At 64.5% G+C, this 18,128-nt stretch carries 20 protein-coding genes; 5 read left to right on the forward strand and 15 right to left on the reverse strand.

Annotated features, from left to right (window positions below; all coding sequences use genetic code 11):
- Positions 1–51 precede the first annotated feature (51 nt).
- Both ACLFLU_RS24650 and ACLFLU_RS24655 read right to left on the reverse strand, forming a co-directional pair.
- Positions 52–627, reverse strand: a complete 576-nt coding sequence (locus ACLFLU_RS24650; RefSeq protein ID WP_426407431.1) for a YceD family protein — start codon at positions 625–627, stop codon at positions 52–54.
- Positions 624–1,178, reverse strand: a complete 555-nt coding sequence (locus ACLFLU_RS24655) for a ubiquinol-cytochrome C chaperone family protein (protein ID WP_426407432.1) — start codon at positions 1,176–1,178, stop codon at positions 624–626. Before ACLFLU_RS24655 ends, ACLFLU_RS24650 begins: the two co-directional genes overlap by 4 nt.
- Positions 1,179–1,276: 98 nt before the next feature.
- Between ACLFLU_RS24655 and ACLFLU_RS24660 the strand changes: the two genes are divergently transcribed.
- Both ACLFLU_RS24660 and ACLFLU_RS24665 read left to right on the forward strand, forming a co-directional pair.
- Positions 1,277–1,759 (forward strand): outer membrane protein assembly factor BamE, encoded by a 483-nt coding sequence (locus tag ACLFLU_RS24660; protein ID WP_426407433.1) that lies wholly within the window; start codon positions 1,277–1,279, stop codon positions 1,757–1,759.
- Positions 1,760–1,895: 136 nt separating this feature from the next.
- Entirely contained in the window at positions 1,896–2,897 is a 1,002-nt protein-coding gene (locus tag ACLFLU_RS24665; protein WP_426407434.1) for a Bug family tripartite tricarboxylate transporter substrate binding protein, read from the forward strand.
- A gap of 158 nt (positions 2,898–3,055) precedes the next feature.
- Here the strand turns inward: ACLFLU_RS24665 and ACLFLU_RS24670 are convergent, their stop codons facing one another.
- The 12 genes from ACLFLU_RS24670 to ACLFLU_RS24725 all read right to left on the reverse strand — a co-directional run bounded on the left by ACLFLU_RS24670 (position 3,056) and on the right by ACLFLU_RS24725 (position 13,682).
- Positions 3,056–5,176 carry a sodium-translocating pyrophosphatase gene (locus ACLFLU_RS24670; RefSeq protein ID WP_426407435.1) on the reverse strand — a complete coding sequence of 707 codons (2,121 nt, stop codon included), beginning with the start codon at positions 5,174–5,176 and terminating at the stop codon, positions 3,056–3,058.
- Positions 5,177–5,413: 237 nt separating this feature from the next.
- Positions 5,414–6,415 (reverse strand): thiamine-phosphate kinase, encoded by a 1,002-nt coding sequence (gene thiL / locus ACLFLU_RS24675; protein ID WP_426407436.1) that lies wholly within the window; start codon positions 6,413–6,415, stop codon positions 5,414–5,416.
- A gap of 153 nt (positions 6,416–6,568) precedes the next feature.
- Positions 6,569–7,063, reverse strand: a complete 495-nt coding sequence (nusB, locus tag ACLFLU_RS24680) for a transcription antitermination factor NusB (protein ID WP_426407437.1) — start codon at positions 7,061–7,063, stop codon at positions 6,569–6,571.
- 3 nt (positions 7,064–7,066) lie between these two features.
- Positions 7,067–7,558, reverse strand: coding sequence for a 6,7-dimethyl-8-ribityllumazine synthase (gene ribH / locus ACLFLU_RS24685; protein ID WP_426407438.1), 492 nt, complete (start codon positions 7,556–7,558; stop codon positions 7,067–7,069).
- An 89-nt stretch (positions 7,559–7,647) separates the two neighbouring features.
- The gene (locus ACLFLU_RS24690) at positions 7,648–8,259 is read right to left on the reverse strand and encodes a riboflavin synthase (protein ID WP_426407439.1); all 612 of its coding nucleotides are present in this window, start codon (positions 8,257–8,259) and stop codon (positions 7,648–7,650) included.
- Between the two features lies 1 nt (position 8,260).
- Positions 8,261–9,409 carry a bifunctional diaminohydroxyphosphoribosylaminopyrimidine deaminase/5-amino-6-(5-phosphoribosylamino)uracil reductase RibD gene (gene ribD / locus ACLFLU_RS24695; RefSeq protein ID WP_426407440.1) on the reverse strand — a complete coding sequence of 383 codons (1,149 nt, stop codon included), beginning with the start codon at positions 9,407–9,409 and terminating at the stop codon, positions 8,261–8,263.
- Entirely contained in the window at positions 9,406–9,888 is a 483-nt protein-coding gene (nrdR, locus tag ACLFLU_RS24700) for a transcriptional regulator NrdR (protein ID WP_254143279.1), read from the reverse strand. The genes ribD and nrdR overlap by 4 nt, the downstream gene beginning before the upstream one ends.
- 15 nt (positions 9,889–9,903) lie before the next feature.
- Positions 9,904–11,202: a serine hydroxymethyltransferase gene (gene glyA / locus ACLFLU_RS24705; protein WP_426407441.1), complete on the reverse strand. Its 1,299-nt coding sequence runs from the start codon at positions 11,200–11,202 to the stop codon at positions 9,904–9,906.
- Between the two features lie 258 nt (positions 11,203–11,460).
- Positions 11,461–11,682: a hypothetical protein gene (locus ACLFLU_RS24710; protein ID WP_008131709.1), complete on the reverse strand. Its 222-nt coding sequence runs from the start codon at positions 11,680–11,682 to the stop codon at positions 11,461–11,463.
- A gap of 37 nt (positions 11,683–11,719) precedes the next feature.
- On the reverse strand, positions 11,720–11,953 hold the full coding sequence (locus ACLFLU_RS24715) for a hypothetical protein (protein ID WP_426407442.1): 234 nt from the start codon (positions 11,951–11,953) through the stop codon (positions 11,720–11,722).
- 211 nt (positions 11,954–12,164) lie between these two features.
- The gene (gene ldtR / locus ACLFLU_RS24720; protein WP_027529973.1) at positions 12,165–12,683 is read right to left on the reverse strand and encodes a transcriptional regulator LdtR; all 519 of its coding nucleotides are present in this window, start codon (positions 12,681–12,683) and stop codon (positions 12,165–12,167) included.
- A 495-nt stretch (positions 12,684–13,178) separates the two neighbouring features.
- Complete coding sequence (locus tag ACLFLU_RS24725) at positions 13,179–13,682, reverse strand: DUF6163 family protein (protein ID WP_426407443.1); 504 nt, start codon at positions 13,680–13,682, stop codon at positions 13,179–13,181.
- A gap of 121 nt (positions 13,683–13,803) precedes the next feature.
- Here ACLFLU_RS24725 and hemB point away from each other — a divergent pair, with 121 nt between their 5' ends.
- The 3 genes from hemB (at position 13,804) to ACLFLU_RS24740 (ending at position 16,588) form a co-directional block, all read left to right on the forward strand.
- Positions 13,804–14,865, forward strand: a complete 1,062-nt coding sequence (hemB, locus tag ACLFLU_RS24730) for a porphobilinogen synthase (protein WP_426407444.1) — start codon at positions 13,804–13,806, stop codon at positions 14,863–14,865.
- A 305-nt stretch (positions 14,866–15,170) separates the two neighbouring features.
- Complete coding sequence (locus ACLFLU_RS24735; RefSeq protein WP_426407445.1) at positions 15,171–15,707, forward strand: RDD family protein; 537 nt, start codon at positions 15,171–15,173, stop codon at positions 15,705–15,707.
- 104 nt (positions 15,708–15,811) lie between these two features.
- The gene (locus ACLFLU_RS24740; protein WP_326900605.1) at positions 15,812–16,588 is read left to right on the forward strand and encodes an arginyltransferase; all 777 of its coding nucleotides are present in this window, start codon (positions 15,812–15,814) and stop codon (positions 16,586–16,588) included.
- A gap of 1 nt (position 16,589) precedes the next feature.
- Here the strand turns inward: ACLFLU_RS24740 and ACLFLU_RS24745 are convergent, their stop codons facing one another.
- Positions 16,590–18,056, reverse strand: coding sequence for an MFS transporter (locus ACLFLU_RS24745; RefSeq protein ID WP_426407446.1), 1,467 nt, complete (start codon positions 18,054–18,056; stop codon positions 16,590–16,592).
- Positions 18,057–18,128 lie beyond the last annotated feature (72 nt).

Genomic DNA, 18,128 nt, shown 5'->3' on the forward strand with positions numbered 1-18,128 from the left:
CCGCAAACACCTCAGGCCCCGTAGCACAGCGGTGTTACGGGGAATGCCCAGCTATTTGCCTTTCTTCTTGCCCCGCTTGTTGTCCTGGAGCGCCTTCAGCGCCGCGAATGGGTGGTCCTCGGGATCGAGTGCGGTGACCTCCGCCTCGAACACGACCCCCGGCTTGCGGGGGTAAGGGTCGATCGCCAGGAACAGCGCGTCGGTCGCGATACGGCCGAGGTCGATGATCCCGTTGACGATGGCCTCCGGCGGATCCGCGACCTCCGGGGAGGCCTCGTTATCCTCGCCTTCCTCGATCAGGTCGGCAAGCCGCCGCGCCTCGGCCTCGGGGGCAAAGGTCAGATCGACCTCCTCGTCGATCTCGCTCTCGATCGGATCGAGCGTAACCACGCAGGTCTGCCCGATCCGGGCACGGACATGGCCCGTGACCTGGAGCCGGCCGCCACTCTTCGGCACGATGTCGAGGTCGGCGTGGGCCGACAGGACCTCACGCACGCCCGCGAGATCGGCCATCGCGTGTCGCTCCACAGCCGAGGCTTCGAGCTCACGATGCAAGCCAGTATCGGGAATATGCGCCACCATCACGGGCACGCGCCAAGGGTCGGGTCCGGTCGTCGGTCGGTTCATGATGTCTCATCCTCCGCAAGCGGTGCGGGAAACCTAAAGGATCCGAGCAACAGCGCGGAATCGTCGATCTGGCCGAGCCCCGCATTCGCGGCCAGCGCGTAAGCGGCCAGCCGCCGCGCGTGGTCCATCCCGGCGCCATTCAAGATATTCTTGCAGATCGCCTGCGCCAGCGCCTCGGCGCCCGTTTCCATCCCCTGGTCATAGGCCTGGACGCGGCCATAAAAGGCCTCGCCGAAGGCCCGCATCCGCTTTGGGACGGTCTGATCGCCTGTGCCCATCTCGCGCAGATTGTCGTCCATGTCCTCGCAGAAGCGGTCGAAGAGGGCCTGTGACAGCTCCACCCCGCCCTGGGCGACGGTCCGCAGCCGCCGCAGCAACAGCCAGAGATGCAGCAACAACAGGTCGAAACGGCCATTAACCGTATCCGGCACGCCCAAGTCCCGGTAAAATATGGGTTCTCGCGCCTGCGTCACGATCATGCCATAGATGGCTTCAATGGTGCCGGCCGGGGCTAGCCGGGGTTTCCTGAAGTGATTGAACGGCCAAAGCATTGTGGTTTCCGCAAGCGGGCGCGCGCGAGTTGCATTCAGAGCCTCCGCCCGGTACTTCAGCGCCTCGCGCGACGCAAGGGGACGGAATCAGTTCCGCTATGACGATAAAGAACCAGACCAGCCTGCGCGCAAGTCAGCGGCGCGGCCTTTCTGCACGCTGGCGCGGCTTGCGCATGCTTGCAGCCGTGGCTCTGGTCGGTGGCGCCCTTGCGGGATGCACCGGCGAGCAATTCCAGAAGGGCTACATCCTGCCACCCGGAGCGCTCGAGCAGATTCCGATCGGCGCGAGCCAGGACCAGGTGCTGATCGTGATGGGCACGCCCTCCACGGTCGCGACGCTGGACGGTGAAGTGTTTTATTACATCTCGCAGCGCTCGGAGCGCATGGTCGCCTTCATGAACCAGAAGGTGGTCGACCAGCGCGTGATCGCCATCTATTTCGACAAGAACCGCCGCGTGCGCCGCCTTGCGAATTACGGCCTCCAGGACGGCAAGATCTTCGACTCCATCAGCCGGACCACGCCGACGTCGGGTCAGGAGATGAGCTACCTCGCGCCGCTGTTCAAGCTGCTCGCCTTTTAGCTGAGGCTTCAGAGCGTTTTCGAGCGAAGTGGACGCCGGTTCGCGTCAAGAAAACGCGTCGAAATAGGCGCGCGACTTGCCGTTGTACGCCGGGTTCCATACGCTCTCTGCAAAACAAGAAGCAGGGAGTGGATTCGTGCCCAACAAAGTTCTGTCCCGTCGTCGCGTGCTCGCCGGGGCCGCCGGACTGTCGGCAGCAGCCGTCCTGCCGCGATCGAGCCTTGCGGACTGGAAGCCGACAGAGAACATCCGCGTCATCGTGCCGGCAGCGGCCGGCGGCTCGACCGACGTCATGGGGCGGTTGCTCGCAGCCCATCTCCAGTCCGCCTGGGGCCAGACTGCAGTCGTGGAGAATCGCTCGGGCGGTGGCGGCACGATCGGGACGGCCGAAGTCGTTCGGTCCAAGGCCGACGGCCACACCATCCTGATCGGCAACCCCGGGCCGAACGCGATCGCGTACAGCATCTTCAAGAACCTCACCTACAAGCCGGACCAGCTCCAGCCAGTGTCCAACATGATCCGGATCCCGAACATCGTGTCGGCGCATCCGAAGACCGGCATCAAGTCGGTCGCCGAGCTGATTGCCTTTCTCAAGGCCAATCCCGACAAGCTCAGCTACGCCTCCTCCGGCGTCGGCCAGAGCCCTCACCTCACCGGCGCCTGGTTCCTCCAGCTCACCGGGCTGAAGATGACGCACATCCCGTTCCGTGGCGCGGGGCCTGCGCTTCAGGCCGCGCTCGCCGGCGACATTCAGATCCTGTTCGACAATCTCTATCCGAGCCTGCCGCAGGTGCAAAATCGCACGCTCAACGGCCTCTGCGTCACCACGACCGAGCGGAGTGATCTCGCACCGAACCTGCCGACCATGCGCGAGAGCGCGCCGGAGCTTGCGAACTTCGACGTGTCATCCTGGTTCTCGGTATTTCTGCCGAAGGGCGTCCCTGCCCCCGTGCTCGAAGCACTCAATCTCCAGGTCAAGGCGTTGCTCGAGCGCGACGACATGAAGAAGCAGATCGTCGCCATGGGCGCCCGCGCCGACTACGGCACGCCGCAGCAATTTTCCGACTTCGTGGACGCCGAGACGAAGAAATTCGCCGGCATCATCCAGAAGGAAGGCCTGCAGATGGATGTGCAGTAACCGCCTCATCCGTCATTGCGAGCGCAGCGAAGCAATCCAGACTGCCTCTGCGGAACGATCCAGGATTACTTCACTGCGCTCGAAAATGACGTGGTGAGAGCCAAATAAAAACCCCGCGGCTCGCGCCGCGGGGTTTTATCTTGTGTCATTTCCGCCGCTCAGTGCGCCAGGATCGCCAGCAGCAAGAGCGCCACGATGTTGGTGATCTTGATCATCGGGTTCACCGCCGGGCCCGCCGTGTCCTTGTAGGGATCGCCGACGGTGTCGCCGGTCACGGCGGCCTTGTGGGCATCACTGCCCTTGCCGCCGAAATGACCGTCCTCGATGTACTTCTTGGCGTTGTCCCAGGCGCCGCCGCCCGAGGTCATCGAGATCGCGACGAACAGGCCCGTCACGATCACGCCGAGCAGCATGGCGCCGACCGCCGAGAACGCCGCCGACTTGCCGGCCATGCCACCGCCCGCGATGGCGTAGATCAGGAAGTAGACGACGATCGGCGACAGCACCGGAAGCAGCGAGGGGATGATCATCTCCTTGATCGCCGCCCGGGTGAGCAGATCGACCGCCTTGCCGTAGTCCGGCTTGTCGGTGCCCTGCATGATGCCCGGCTTCTCGCGGAACTGGCGACGCACCTCCTCGACGATCGCGCCCGCCGCACGGCCGACAGCCGTCATGCCCATCGCGCCGAACAAATACGGCAGCAGGCCGCCGAACAGCAGGCCCACCACGACGTAGGGATTGTTCAGCGAGAAGTCCGGATTGACGCCGGCGAAGTAGGTGTGGTGCGCGGAGTCCGCAACGAAGAACTTGAGGTCCTGGTTGTAGGCCGCGAACAGCACCAGCGCGCCGAGACCGGCGGAGCCGATCGCGTAGCCCTTGGTCACCGCCTTGGTGGTGTTGCCGACCGCGTCGAGCGCGTCGGTCGACTTGCGCACTTCCTTCGGCAGGCCCGCCATTTCGGCGATGCCGCCGGCGTTGTCCGTCACCGGGCCGAAGGCATCGAGCGCGACGACCATGCCGGCCAGCGCCAGCATGGTAGCGGTCGCAATCGCGATGCCGAACAGGCCGGCCAGGCTGTAGGTGATCAGGATGCCGGCGATGATAACGATCGCGGGCAGCGCGGTCGCTTCCATCGAGACGGCGAGGCCCTGGATCACGTTGGTGCCGTGACCGGTCACCGACGCCTGGGCGATCGACTTCACCGGACGATAGTCCGTGCCGGTGTAGTACTCGGTGATCCAGATGATCAGCGCGGTGACGACGAGGCCGACAACGCCGCACTCGAACAGCGCCATGCCGGTGTAATCGACGCCGTCGAGCTTGCCGAAGCCGATCAGATAGTAGATCACGCCGGCGATGCCGATCAGCGACAGGACGCCGGTTGCGATCAGGCCCTTGTAGAGCGCGCCCATGATCGACTGGCTCGGCCCGAGCTTCACGAAGAAGGTGCCGATGATCGAGGTGATGATGCAGATGCCGCCGATGGCGAGCGGCAGCGTCATCATGTCGGAGAGGATCGGCGTCTTGGCGAAGAAGATCGCCGCGAGCACCATGGTGGCAACCGCGGTCACCGCATAGGTCTCGAACAGGTCAGCGGCCATGCCGGCGCAGTCGCCGACGTTGTCACCGACGTTGTCGGCGATCGTGGCCGGGTTGCGCGGATCGTCCTCCGGAATGCCCGCTTCGACCTTGCCGACCAGATCGCCACCGACATCCGCACCCTTGGTGAAGATGCCGCCGCCGAGACGGGCGAAGATCGAGATCAGCGAGGCGCCGAAGCCGAGCGCCACCAGGGCGTCGACCACGGTGCGGCTGTCGGGCGCGAGCTTCAGCGAGTGGACCAGGAAGCCGAAATAGAGGGTCACGCCGAGCAGCGCGAGACCCGCCACCAGCATGCCGGTGATCGCGCCCGCCTTGAAGGCGAGCTCGAGGCCGCCGGCGAGCGACGTCGTCGCGGCCTGGGCGGTGCGCACATTGGCGCGGACCGAGACGTTCATGCCGATGAAGCCGGCCGCCCCCGACAGGATGGCGCCGATCAAGAAGCCGATCGCGACATAAAGTCCAAGGAAATAGGCAAGCAGCAGGAAGATGACGATGCCGACGATGCCGATCGTGGTGTACTGGCGCCGGAGATACGCTTGTGCGCCTTCACGCACAGCTCCCGCGATCTCCTGCATCCGCGGTGACCCCGCATCTGCACTCAACACCGAAGACGTCGCCCAAATCGCGTAGACGACGGAAAGCACTCCGCAGAGCACTATCAACCATAATGCTGTCATGTGATTTTTGCCTCAGATCCTTGATGTACGTACCCCCGGCGCCTTTTGTTTTTCCGTCAAGCGGTGGGCGCCCTTATGTTGAACAGGGCCGCCCCTTGCACGAAGGTGTGGCCCTGGTCGGTCACAAGCTTGCCAAAATCAAATTGAGGGTGCAACGCCGGATGGGGCCGAAAAAGCCGATCTCGGCAAGTATTTAGACCTAATCCCGAGCGGCAGGGTGCCGGCTCGGCGCAATTGCTAGAAGTGGCTGTAGGACAGGCGCTTCAAGGCCAACTCCTGGCCCTGCCCGTCAAGGAAGCGCGGCCGCTCATGGCCCGCGACGATGGAGCCGATCGCCGTGACGGCCAGGCCCACCGCCCGCCCCGCTTCCATCAGCGCATCGCTCTGTGCCGGCGCGACCGTGCACAGCACCTCGTAATCGTCGCCCCCGGCAAGCAGCGTCTCAACGCAAATGGCGTTGCGGGCAACCAGGCCGGCCGCAGCGGGAGACAGCGGCACGCTCGCCACGTTGACCGTGCCCGAGACGCCGGACGCCGCGCAGAGTTTCGTCAGATCGCCGGCGAGCCCGTCGGACACGTCCATCGCCGCCGTCGCGTGGTCGCGAACGGCCTGCGCCAGCACGTTGCGCGGCTGAGGAATCCGATAGCGCGAGATCAGCGCTTCTCTTGCAGCTGTGTCGGACATAAGCGCCGTGGCCGCCGCGCCTCCGGTGAGCACGTCGAGGCCGAGCGCGGCATCGCCGATCGTCCCCGTCACCAGGATAACGTCGCCCGCCCTTGCGCCGGTGCGGCCGACCATCCGCCCCTTCGGCACGCGGCCGAAGGCCGTGATCGAGATCATCTGCGGTCCCGGCGTCGACACCGTATCGCCGCCGAGCAGCGGGCAGGTGAAGATCTTGGCGTCCTCGCCGAGCGCATCCGCAAACGGCCTGAGCCAGACATCCTCCTTGCTGCGCAGCGCCAGCGTCAGCACGAAGCCGGCGGGCGCAGCCCCCTTGGCGGCGAGATCGGACAGGTTCACCCGCAGCGCCTTGCGCGCGATGGTGTCGGGGGGATCCGTGGCAAGATAATGCACGCCCTCGACCACGGCATCAGTGGTGACGACGATGTCATCTCCGGACGAGGACAGGATCGCGGCGTCATCGACCAGCCCGAACGCACCCGGATCGGTCGCCAGCGGCTTGAAATAGCGCGCGATGAGGGAGTCTTCGGCGGAGGCCTGGTTTTTGTCCTGCGTCACGATAGCAGACCCGTCATCCTGAGGTGCGAGCCCTTGCGAGCCTCGAAGGATGCACGGCCGAGGTGCGACCCAGCGGCACCCCGCCGCCCTTCGAGGCCTCCGCTTCGCTCCGGCACCTCAGGGTGACGGCTACGGCGGAAGTCGTCGTCTCAACTACCCCCGCCCGAACTCGTCACCGCGAAACTGGCGGCCGATCTGGTCGAGCACCGCGTTGACCATGCCGGTCTCCTCGCGGTCCACGAAGGCATTCGCGACATCAACATATTCGGAGATCACGACACGGCCCGGCACGTCCTTGCGGTGCTCCAATTCATAGGCCCCTGCCCGCAACACCGCGCGCAGGATCGCCTCGATCCGCTTCAAGGGCCAACCCTTCGACAACGCCTCGTCGATCAGAGGATCGAGCTTCTTCTGGTCGCGCACGACGCCGGAGACGACATCGCGAAAGAATGCAGCTTCCGCCGGCAGGTAAGTATCGCCCTCGACCTCGTTGCCGAGCCAGTGGCTCTCGAACTCCGCAAAGATGTCGTTGATGCCGGCACCAGCGATATCCATCTGGTAGAGCGCCTGGACGGCTGCCAGCCGCGCCGCACCGCGCCGGTTCGCTTTCTTCTCCGCAGGCCCCGCCGGTTTCTTGGTGTCAGCCATCGCTCAGGCCCGCGCCATGCGGCGTTTGATGCGCAGCATCGCGAGTGCTGCGCGCGCGGCATCGCCGCCCTTGTTGAGCTCGCTGGCGCGCGCCCGCGCCCAGGCCTGGTCCTCATTGTTCACGGTGAGGATGCCGTTGCCGAGCGGCAGCTTTCGCGCCACCGCAAGATCCATCAGCGCGCGCGAGGATTCCTGCGAGACGATCTCGAAATGGATGGTATCGCCGCGGATGACGCAGCCGAGCGCGATCACCGCGTCATAAGGCTTGCCGTTCGCGGCAGCCGCGTCGACCGCGATGGCGACCGCAGCCGGAATCTCCAGCGCGCCGGGAACCGTGATGACGTCATGGGTCAGGCCGGCCGCCTTCAGCTCGGTGACCGCGCCGTCCAGAAGCGCGTCCTGGAGATCGTCATAGAACCGCGCCTCGACAATCAGCGCACGCGCGCCGGAAATGTCGGTCTGGTCCTTCAGGGGTGCACGCCGTGCGTCAGCCATCGTCTCAATCCGTTTCGTGAAGTCGTCGCTTGAAGTCGTCTCTTGGGTCGGCGCGTTATGTAGTCGCCGCAGGCGGGTAAGCCAAGTTTTTAAACCGTCATTTCCGTCAGCCGCGCCGCATAGCGGGCCATCAGATCGACCTCGATATTGACCTCAGTCCCCGCCTTCCAGCCGCCGATCGTGGTGACATCAAGCGTATGCGGGATGATCAGCACCGAAAAGGTCACATCCTTCACTGTATTGACCGTCAGCGAGACGCCGTCGAGCGTGATCGAGCCCTTTGTGGCGATGAAGCGCGCCAGCTCCCGCGTCGTGGAGAGCTCGAACCGTGCCATGTCGGGCAGGTCCTCGCGGCTGACGATGGTCGCGATGCCGTCGGCATGGCCGGCGACGATGTGGCCGCCGAGCTCGTCGCCGATCTTGAGCGCACGCTCGAGATTGAGCCGCGTGCCCAGCTTCCAGTGCTTCGCGGTCGTCAGTGCCAGCGTCTCGGCGGCGGCATCAACGTCATACCAGGTCTTGCCGCCCGCGACGCCAGAAGCAACCACAGTCAGGCACACGCCGTTGCTGGCGATCGAGGCGCCGTCGGCGATGGTGGTCTGATCGTAGCTGCAGGCGATACGCAGCCGGTGCAATTGCCCCTGCGCCACGGGCTTGAAGCTGACGATCTCGCCGATATCGGTGACAATGCCTGTGAACATGTTAGGCGCGCTCGTAGATGGTGAGAGTATCGTGGTCGAATGTCTCGCTAGCATGAACCTTGTAGGCCTGCGACTGCGTGATTTTCGACAGGGGCAATGCATCGAGCGCATCGACCCCGCCGGCGCCCACCGCTTCTGCTCCGCGGAACAGCCAGATCTCGTCGACGAGGTCGGCGGCCACGAACGAAGCCGCAACGCGGCTGCCGCCCTCGACCATCAGCCGTGTGATACCCTTCTCGGCAAGCGCATGCAGCACGGCCGGAAGATCGAGCCCCGACGCATTGCCCGGCGGCATGCGCATGATCTGCGTACCGGCTGCGCCAAGGCGTGTCGCAGCGGCAGCTTCGGCGAGCTCGGAGCTGATGACCCAGAGCGGCGTCTCGCGCGCAGAATGAACAAGCTGGCTCGCGGCCGGAATGCGTAAATTCCGGTCGAGCACGACCCGCACGGGAGAACGCGCTTCCATGCCCGGCAGGCGGCAATTGAGCTGCGGATCGTCCGCCAGCACCGTGCCGATGCCGACCAGGATGGCGTCGCTCGAGGCGCGCAGCAGATGTACGCGATTGCGCACGGCTTCGCCGGTGATCGCGAGCGGCTTGCCGCCGGCAGCGCCGATCTTGCCGTCGGGTGAAACCGCGAGCTTCAGGATGACGTGCGGGCGGTGATCGCGAATGCGGCGGAAATGACCAGCGTGGTCGAACGCGGCCTCCGCCGCGCACAGGCCCACATCCACCGTGATGCCGGCCGCACGCAGGCGCGCATGGCCCTGACCTGCGACTTCCGGATTGGGATCCTCGATCGCCGCCACCACCCGCTTGATGCCGGCGGCGATCACCGCGTCGGCGCAAGGCGGTGACTTGCCGAAATGCGAGCATGGCTCGAGTGTGACATAGAGCGTCGCGCCACGCGCCGCCTCGCCTGCCCGGCGCAACGCCTCGGGCTCCGCATGCGGGCGACCACCGGGCTGCGTCCATCCACGGCCGACGATCACTCCGTCTTTCACGACGACGGCGCCCACGGCCGGATTGGGCCAGGTGCGCCCCTGCCCGCGCCGGCCCAGCGCCAGCGCAAGCTGCATGAAGCGGCGATCGGAATCCTTTGTCTCGCGGATCTTCTGGGCGAACTGATCCTCCAGGATGCGGAAGATCATTTGCGGATCGCGGCGAGCCGCGCTTCCTCCTCACCGGAGAGCTCGCCGAGCACGTCGGCGAAATCCTTGGCCTCGCGGAAATTGCGGTAGACGGAAGCGAAGCGCACATAGGCGACGTCGTCGAGCGTGCGCAGATGCTCCATCACGGTCTCGCCGATCACCTCGGACGAGATTTCGGCCTCGCCGCCGGTCTCGAGCTCGCGCACGATGGTGGAGACCATCTTCTCCACCCGCTCCGGCTCGACCTGCCGCTTGCGCAGACTGATCGACACCGAACGCATCAGCTTGTCGCGGTCGAACGGCACGCGGCGGCCGTTGCGCTTGATCACCGTGAGCTCGCGCAGCTGCACGCGCTCGAAGGTGGTGAAGCGGAATTCGCAGGCGACACACACGCGCCGCCTGCGGATGACGGAGGAATCCTCGGTCGGACGCGAGTCCTTCACCTGCGTATCGAGACTGTTGCAGTTCGGGCAGCGCATCCGTTGAACCCAGCCTTACTGATAGATCGGGAACCGGTCGGTGAGCGCCTTGACCCGTTCCTTGATCGCGGCCTCGACCAGCGGCGCCTTGCCGTCGTCGGACTGCGCGATCGCGTTGAGGACCTCGGCGATCATGCCGCCGACCTGCTGGAATTCAGCGACGCCGAAGCCGCGGGTCGTCGCCGCGGGTGTGCCGAGACGCAGGCCCGAGGTGACGAACGGCTTTTCCGGGTCGAACGGAATGCCGTTCTTGTTGCAGGTGATGGCGGCGCGGACCAGCGCCTTCTCCGAGACGTTGCCCTTCAGGCCCTTCGGCCTGAGGTCAACCAGCATCAGATGGTTATCGGTGCCGCCGGAGACAATATCGAAGCCATAGTTCTTCAGCGTCTCGGCCAGCGCCTTGGCGTTCTCGACGACGTTCTTCGCGTAGACCTTGAAGTCCGGACGCAGCGCCTCGCCGAAGGCCACAGCCTTCGCCGCGATCACATGCATCAGCGGGCCGCCCTGCAGGCCGGGGAAGATCGCCGAGTTGAGCTTCTTGGCGAGCACCTCGTCATTGCTGAGGATCAGGCCGCCGCGCGGACCGCGCAGCGATTTGTGCGTGGTGGTCGTGGTGACGTGGGCATGCGGCACGGGCGAAGCATGCACGCCGCCGGCAACGAGGCCCGCGAAGTGCGCCATGTCGACCAGCAGATAGGCGCCGACCGAGTCCGCGATCTCGCGGAAACGCTTGAAGTCCCACGCGCGCGAATAGGCCGAGCCGCCGGCGACGATCAGCTTCGGCTTGATCTCTTCGGCCTGCTTGGCAACGGCGTCCATGTCGATGATCTGGTCCTCGCGGCGCACGGTGTAGTGCGCAGCCTTGAACCACTTGCCGCTCATGTTGACGGGCGAGCCGTGGGTGAGATGGCCGCCGGCCGCAAGGTCGAGACCCATGAAGGTGTCGCCGGGCTGGAGCAGCGCCAGAAACACCGCCTGGTTCATCTGGCTGCCGGAGTTCGGCTGCACGTTGGCGAAATTGGCGCCGAACAGCCTCTTGGCGCGATCGATCGCAAGGTTCTCGGCGACGTCGACCCACTCACAACCGCCGTAGTAGCGCGCGCCCGGATAACCTTCCGCATATTTGTTGGTCATCACCGAACCCTGCGCTTCCAGCACGGCCCGGCTGACGATGTTCTCGGAGGCGATCAGCTCGACTTCATGGCGCTGCCGGCCGAGCTCGCCCTTGATGGCGGCGGCAATTTCCGGGTCGGCCTGCTCGAGCGAGGCGGTGAAAAACGAATCGGGCGCGGAGGCGGTTTTGGCGAAGGTCATCTTGCGAATATCTCCACCGCCGCAGCCTTTTGGCGGGCTACGGGCGGGTCTGGTGTGGTGATCGGAAGCGGCGAGCGCGATCTACCACATCGCCCGCCCCCGGCCAAGTAGTTGCGGGTCGGGCCTGATATTTATGCAAGATATGGTGGGGATCGAAGGATTGGCGCGATGACAGCTCTCGGGAGCCGCCCCGACCCGCTCATCCCAGAAGGGCCCGCTTCGGACCCAAATGACGCACGGGCGCCGGCCGAAATCCCCCTACAGCCCGGTATACCCCGCCTTCACAGGGTCCACGCTGCCGTCGAGCTGGCGCAGATAGGTCAGGCCGCATACCGTCAACCTGTGGGTGTCCTTCTCGCCGGCTTCCATCAAGGTGTTGAGATAGTTCGTCACCTTGGCCCGCGCCTCTGCGCTCGCCGCGGATGTGCGATTGGCGAGCAGGTCATAGGTCTGCATGATGCGGTCGATGGCGGCTTCCATGGCACCCTCTGGTTCTCTGCGATTTTGGGAGTCTTGATCAGGCGGCCCGGGCACCGGACTGCGCCTCGAACCTGACAATGGCCTTGTTGGCCAGCCTGATCTTGTTGAATTCGCCGTGCTGGAGCAGCTTGATGATGATCTCGAGCAGGCGCTCATTGGTGACGAGCGTGTCGGGGATCGCGCCGGAGCGGCGGAGATAATTCGCGGCGATCGCGTAGGAATCGCTCACGAGCTCGACGTTCATAGCCTGCAACCCGCGTTCGACCAGCATCGCATCCTCCGATCCGGAAAGATAACCGCGAGATCGGGAACTGGTTCCACCGGGCTGTCGATTTTTTCGCAACCGCGAGACGACAAAACGCACCGGTCCGGGCAGAAGCCGGGCCGGCGCGCTGGGGGAAGTCTAGGCACGTTCGGCAGACGTTTTCGGGAAGGCTTGCCGGTCTTGTTATGGGCCGGCTTGGCCAAATCCCTTCGAAAACTCAGAGCCGATACAGGATCTGGTCGGTCCAGAACCGCTCGAGGCGATGCAGCGACTTGTTGAGGGTCGAGAACTCCTCGCCCGAGATGCCGCCGACCTGTTCAACGGTCTTGACGTGCTTCTGGTAGAGCGAGTCGACGATGCGGCGGACTTCCTGGCCCTGCGGCGTCAGGCGGATGCGCACCGAGCGGCGATCAACGCGCGAGCGCTGATGATCGAGGAAGCCGAGCTCGACGAGCTTCTTCAGATTGTAGGAGACGTTGGAGCCAAGATAGTAACCGCGCGTGCGCAGTTCGCCCGCGGTCAGCTCCTTGTCGCCGATGTTATAGAGCAGGAGCGCCTGCACGGAATTGATGTCGGCGCGGCCACGACGATCGAACTCGTCCTTGATCACGTCGAGGAGACGGCGATGCAGCCGTTCCACCAGAGTCAATGCTTCCAGATAGAGCGACTGCACCGAACCCTGCGGGCCCGAAACGCGCTCTGCGGTATCTGCCGCAGTTGCGACGGCTTTCATCATGACACTTCCCCTGTTGTCGTTTTTATCGACACTTATTCGACGCAACTTGTGTTCCGTCTGATAGGTCCAACTTAAGGGGGGCGTTTGAAGATCGGCTTAAATAAGAGAATAAAGAGATCATGAATTTAAGACAGTGAATTGCGGATTAAGCCTGTGCCACAAGGGCTTTTCGCAACCGTCTGTTGACCGTCGCAAGGTCCTGTTCACCCTCCGTCCGCCCATTCTGTCGCATTCCAGAACAGCCCCGCTCCGTTTCGAAACGCTCGCGTAAGAGCTGTGGCGGATATCGCTAGGTCAATGAAAAGTTACCTTGAATTTGAGGCAACGAGTGGTCAACCAAGTCACCACAACTTCGCTCTCGTGTCCCGGACAAGCGAAGCGCAGATCTGGGACCCAGAAGCCCCAAAACGGGATCGTGGAGAGATGGCCCCGGCTCTGCAACGCATCACGCCGCAAGTGCGGCGCGCTGCATTGCGTCCGGGGCACGAGAGTTCGCTATGGCGGTCGTTCGCGCGCGGCCATCCAGGCGAGCGCGAGATAGGCGGCGAGCATGAAGGCCTCGACACCGACAACGATCAGGCTGCCGCCATAGATGCCCGGGAACATCAGCTCGATCACCGCCATCGAGACCACGGTCGTGAGCCACACCACCGCGCCCCAGGGCGTGGCGAGCCAGAGGCCGACGGCGGCGACGAGCTCGATCACGGCAAAGTAGATGGTCGAGGCCTGCCAGGCCATCGACTGGTTCTCGAACGCCTCGTCCTCGCCGCCGACGAAGCCCGTCACCTGCGCCCAGTGATAGAGGCCCTTGAGGATCGACAGCAGGGCCATCACCCGCAGGAACAGCACCAGCCGGCGCGTCCAGACATTGTCGTCGGACTCCTGGCGCTCCGACGAGATCGCCGCCACCGACATTGCATTGTCGCGGGCGCTGTCTCTGACGGCGTCCCTGGCATTGGCGCTGTCGCGGGCCGCATCGCGGGTGGAGATCTCGGACATGGCCCCCTTCTGGCTGGTTCGCCCCGCAAAATCAATCGGCAGCCCATCCCTTGGAGGCCAAGCCGCGGTGGCGGGAACCATGCGAGCTGGTATAAGAATAATTCCAGCCGGGAGAACAGTAATGGCGATCAAATACGGACGTCCGATCGAACTGCGCGAGGTTTCGCGCCGGGATGGCACCTCTGCCTCCCCTGCCCTCGATCTGACCATCCGTCCGCGCCGCAACCGCAAGGCCGAATGGGCCCGGCGGATGGTGCGCGAGAACGTGCTGACCACCGACGATCTGATCTGGCCGCTGTTTCTGATCGACGGCAACAACAAGCGCGAGCAGATCGCCTCGATGCCCGGCGTCGATCGCCTCAGCGTCGACCAGGCCGTGCGCGAGGCCGAGCGCGCCATGAAGCTGACGATCCCTTGCCTTGCACTGTTTCCCTACACTGATCCGTCGCTGCGCGACGAGGAAGGAACGGAAGCGACCAACCCCAACAATCTTGTTTGCCAGGCGGTGCGTGCGATCAAGAAGGAGTTCCCCGATCTCGGCATTCTCTGCGATGTCGCGCTCGATCCCTTCACCAGCCACGGCCATGACGGCCTGATCGTCGACGGCAAGATCTTGAACGACGAGACAGTCGCGGTGCTGGTGCGCCAGGCGCTGGTGCAGGCCGAGGCCGGCTGCGACATCATAGCACCCTCCGACATGATGGACGGCCGAGTCGCCGCGATCCGCGAGGGGCTCGATCGCTCCGGCCTGCTCGACGTGCAGATCATGGCCTACGCCGCAAAGTACGCCTCCGCCTTCTACGGCCCGTTCCGCGACGCCATCGGCTCGGCCAAGACGCTGACCGGCGACAAGCGCACCTACCAGATGGACAGCGCCAACACCGATGAAGCGTTGCGCGAAGTCGAGCTCGACATCTCCGAAGGCGCCGACATGGTGATGGTGAAGCCCGGCATGCCCTATCTCGACGTGGTCCGCCGCGTGAAAGACACGTTTGCGATGCCGACCTTCGCCTACCAGGTCTCCGGCGAATACGCGATGATCGCAGCCGCCGCCAACAACGGCTGGCTCGACGGCGATCGCGCGATGATGGAGAGCCTCCTGGCATTCAAGCGCGCCGGCGCCGACGGCGTGCTCAGCTATTTTGCGCCGAAGGCGGCCGAGAAGCTGCGGAGCCAAGGGTAGGCTCGCGCAACATCTATGCTGTCGTCCCGGCGAACGCCGGGACCCATACCGCGTGATCTATCGATGATGCTCGGTAATCGTACCGACGAAGGGATCAACTCCTAGTCCTCGCCAAATTCCTCCTGTGGCTATGGGTCCCGGCGTTCGCCGGAACGACGGCGGGGATGTAGCGGCAGCATCGTTCCCTCCCCTCCCCGCCCCCGAATCGCCGGAATATTTCGGCTTGTTAACCCCTGCGCACCCTTGGCAGGGGAATAGCCTGTTCCCATGTCCTGCCACGGGAGTTTTCCCTGGGAGGACGGACGATGTCGTATGACTCGGGTGGTTCAGGCGCCTGGCGCAGTGATGGCGCGGCTCACGCCTACGATCCCTATCTGCATCCGGAACTGTTCCGCGGTGTCGCGACGCGGCGGGTGTTCGCGTTCCTGATCGACATGATCGTGATCTCCGTTCCCGTCATCCTCGGCTACATCTTCATCGCATTGTTCGGCGTGGTGACGCTCGGCATCGGCTGGGCGCTGTTCTGGCTGGCCTGGCCGGCCTCCGTGGTCTGGGCCATCGTCTATTACGGCGCCTGCATCGGCGGTCCCTCGTCGGCGACGATCGGGATGCGGATCATGGATCTGGAGTTACGCACCTGGTACGGCGCGCCCGGCTACTTTGTCCTTGGCGCCACCCATGCCGTGCTGTTCTGGGTGACGGTCTCGTTCCTGTCGCCGTTCGTCGTGCTGGTCGGCCTGTTCAACGGCCGCCGGCGGCTGCTGCACGATTTCGTGCTGGGGACGGTCGTGATCAACAATTCCGTTCGGGCGCCTGTGCCCCAGACGGCAAGGACCTACTAACCAGGCTCCGCTAAGCTGACTGATCTGACCTGCCAAGCGGACCGATTGACCGGGAGCTTTCGTAGCGCGATGCTGATACTCACTTCGGAGGCCCACGACGTCCCTTGACCCAGCACTCGCGCGACACCCCACAATTTTACCTCACGGCGCCGTCCCCCTGCCCGTATCTGCCGGGCCGGCATGAGCGCAAGGTGTTCACGCACCTCGTGGGTGAGCGCGCCGGCGACCTCAACGACCTCCTGACCCATGGCGGGTTCCGCCGCAGTCAATCGATCGCCTATCGGCCGGCCTGTGACCAGTGCCGGGCCTGTGTCTCGGTCCGGGTCGTCGCCAACGAGTTCCGCCCGTCCCGCAACTTCCGCAAGGTCATGGCGCGCAACGCCGACATCATCGGCGAGCAGCGCAGCGCGGTGCCGACCTCCGAGCAATATTCGGTGTTCCGCGCCTATCTCGACGCCCGTCATCGCCATGGCGGCATGGCCGACATGACGGTGCTCGACTACGCCATGATGGTCGAGGACAGCCATGTCGAGACCCGCATCATCGAATACCGCAAGCGCGGTCCCGACAGCGGCATCACCGGCCGCGGCGAGGAGCTGATCGCGGTCGCGCTGACCGACGTGCTCAGCGACGGGCTGTCGATGGTCTATTCGTTCTTCGAGCCGAGCCAGGTCAGCCGCTCGATGGGCACCTTCATGATCCTCGACCACATCGCGCGCGCGCGTCGTCAGGGCCTGCCCTACGTCTATCTCGGCTACTGGATCGAAGGCTCCAAGAAGATGGACTACAAGGCCCGCTTCCTGCCGCAGCAGCGCCTCGCGCCATCAGGCTGGCTGCGCATCGACGCGCAGGGTGATGCGGCGTCCGAGCCGCAGGATTAGTCTAGCCGTCCTTGCCCGATTGCGGTGCCGATGCTCGATCTGGTGAGAGCGTGGCGACCGCAGCAGGCTGGCTTTTGACGCAATTTTTTCCATCATGCCGTTGAGACCTGGCGCTCCTCAACCCCAAGAGCGACAAGAGAGCCCCGAAGACGAGCAGGCTCGCAGCCACGGCGAACGACAGGCGCATCCCGTGCGCAAATGCCGAGGGCGCGTTTTCTTGCAGCAGATTGCCGAAGACAGCAACGCCCAGCATGCCGCCAACCTGCCGGGCCGTGTTGAGAACACCTGATGCGATGCCGCCACGCGATGTCTCAACCGCAGCCAGCGTCACGTTCGTTACGGTCGGCACCATCACAGCCATACCGGTGGCAGCCATCAACATTGGCAAGACCAGAGCCACATAGGACCCGATCATCGAGGCCGGGATCAACAGCAGGTAGCCAGCCGCCGAGAGGCACTGCCCGAATACCATCAGCCGCCGTGGACTCGCTCCGGCCATGATGCGGCTCATGACGAGGTTGACGATCAGGATCACGATGGTCATCGGCAGGAAGGCGAAACCGGTCTCGCCGGCGGTGAGCTTCATCTGCCATTGGAAATGCAGGCTGAAGACGAAGACCATCCCGTAATAGGCGAAGTTGATCAGCAGGCCATTGAGGGAGGCGATCGCAAACGCTGGCGCTCGGAACAGCGGAAGTGGCAGCATCGGCGCCTTGCTTCTGGCCTCGATCGCAACGAAGGCGGCAATGCCGATCAGCGCGAGCAGGCCCGCGAAGACGATGCGCGGGTGCGACCAGCCGAGACGACCGGCATCGATCAGGGCGGTCGCCAAGGCGCCGAGTGCCACCACGGTCGCGATTTGGCCGGGCAAGTCGAGCGACCGGCCCGGATTTTTCGGACTTTCGTGGGCGTTCCGCAGGATAATCGCGAGTCCGATCACGCCGACCGGCAGGTTGACGAAAAAGATGCTGCGCCAGCCGAAATGCGTGACGAGCAGACCTCCGACCACCGGCCCGGCTGCGAGCGACGATCCGGCGATCGCGCCCCACCAGCCGATAGCCCGGCTTCGCGCCTCGTGCGCCGGAAAGGCTTGCTGGATGAGCGCAAGCGAGTTGGGCACGAGCAACGCGGCGCCAATGCCCTGAACAATACGGGCCGCAATCAGCGTCCCGAGCGTGGGAGCCCAGCCACAGCCGACAGATGCCAACGTGAAGAGGACGAAGCCCTGGAGAAAGACGGTGCGGGCGCCGAAGCGGTCACCCAAGGCGCCGGCCATCAGCAGTAGGGCGGCGAAGACCAGTGTGTAGGCGTTCACCACCCATTCCAGTCCAACGACATTGGTGCCGAAGCTGGTGCCGAGCGCGTCGAGCGCGACATTGACCACGCTGACGTCGAGGAGGACGAGAACGAAACCGAATGCTGAGCCGACGAGCGTCAGCAACGGCCGTGACGGAGGGTGGAGAGACATCGAGGCAATCCCAAAATGATGATCTGCCCTGTTGCTACCCCCGTTCAATCCGTGCGAAAATTCGGTATATTC

The organism is Bradyrhizobium ganzhouense, from assembly GCF_049949285.1.
GTDB classification, from domain to species: domain Bacteria; phylum Pseudomonadota; class Alphaproteobacteria; order Rhizobiales; family Xanthobacteraceae; genus Bradyrhizobium; species Bradyrhizobium ganzhouense.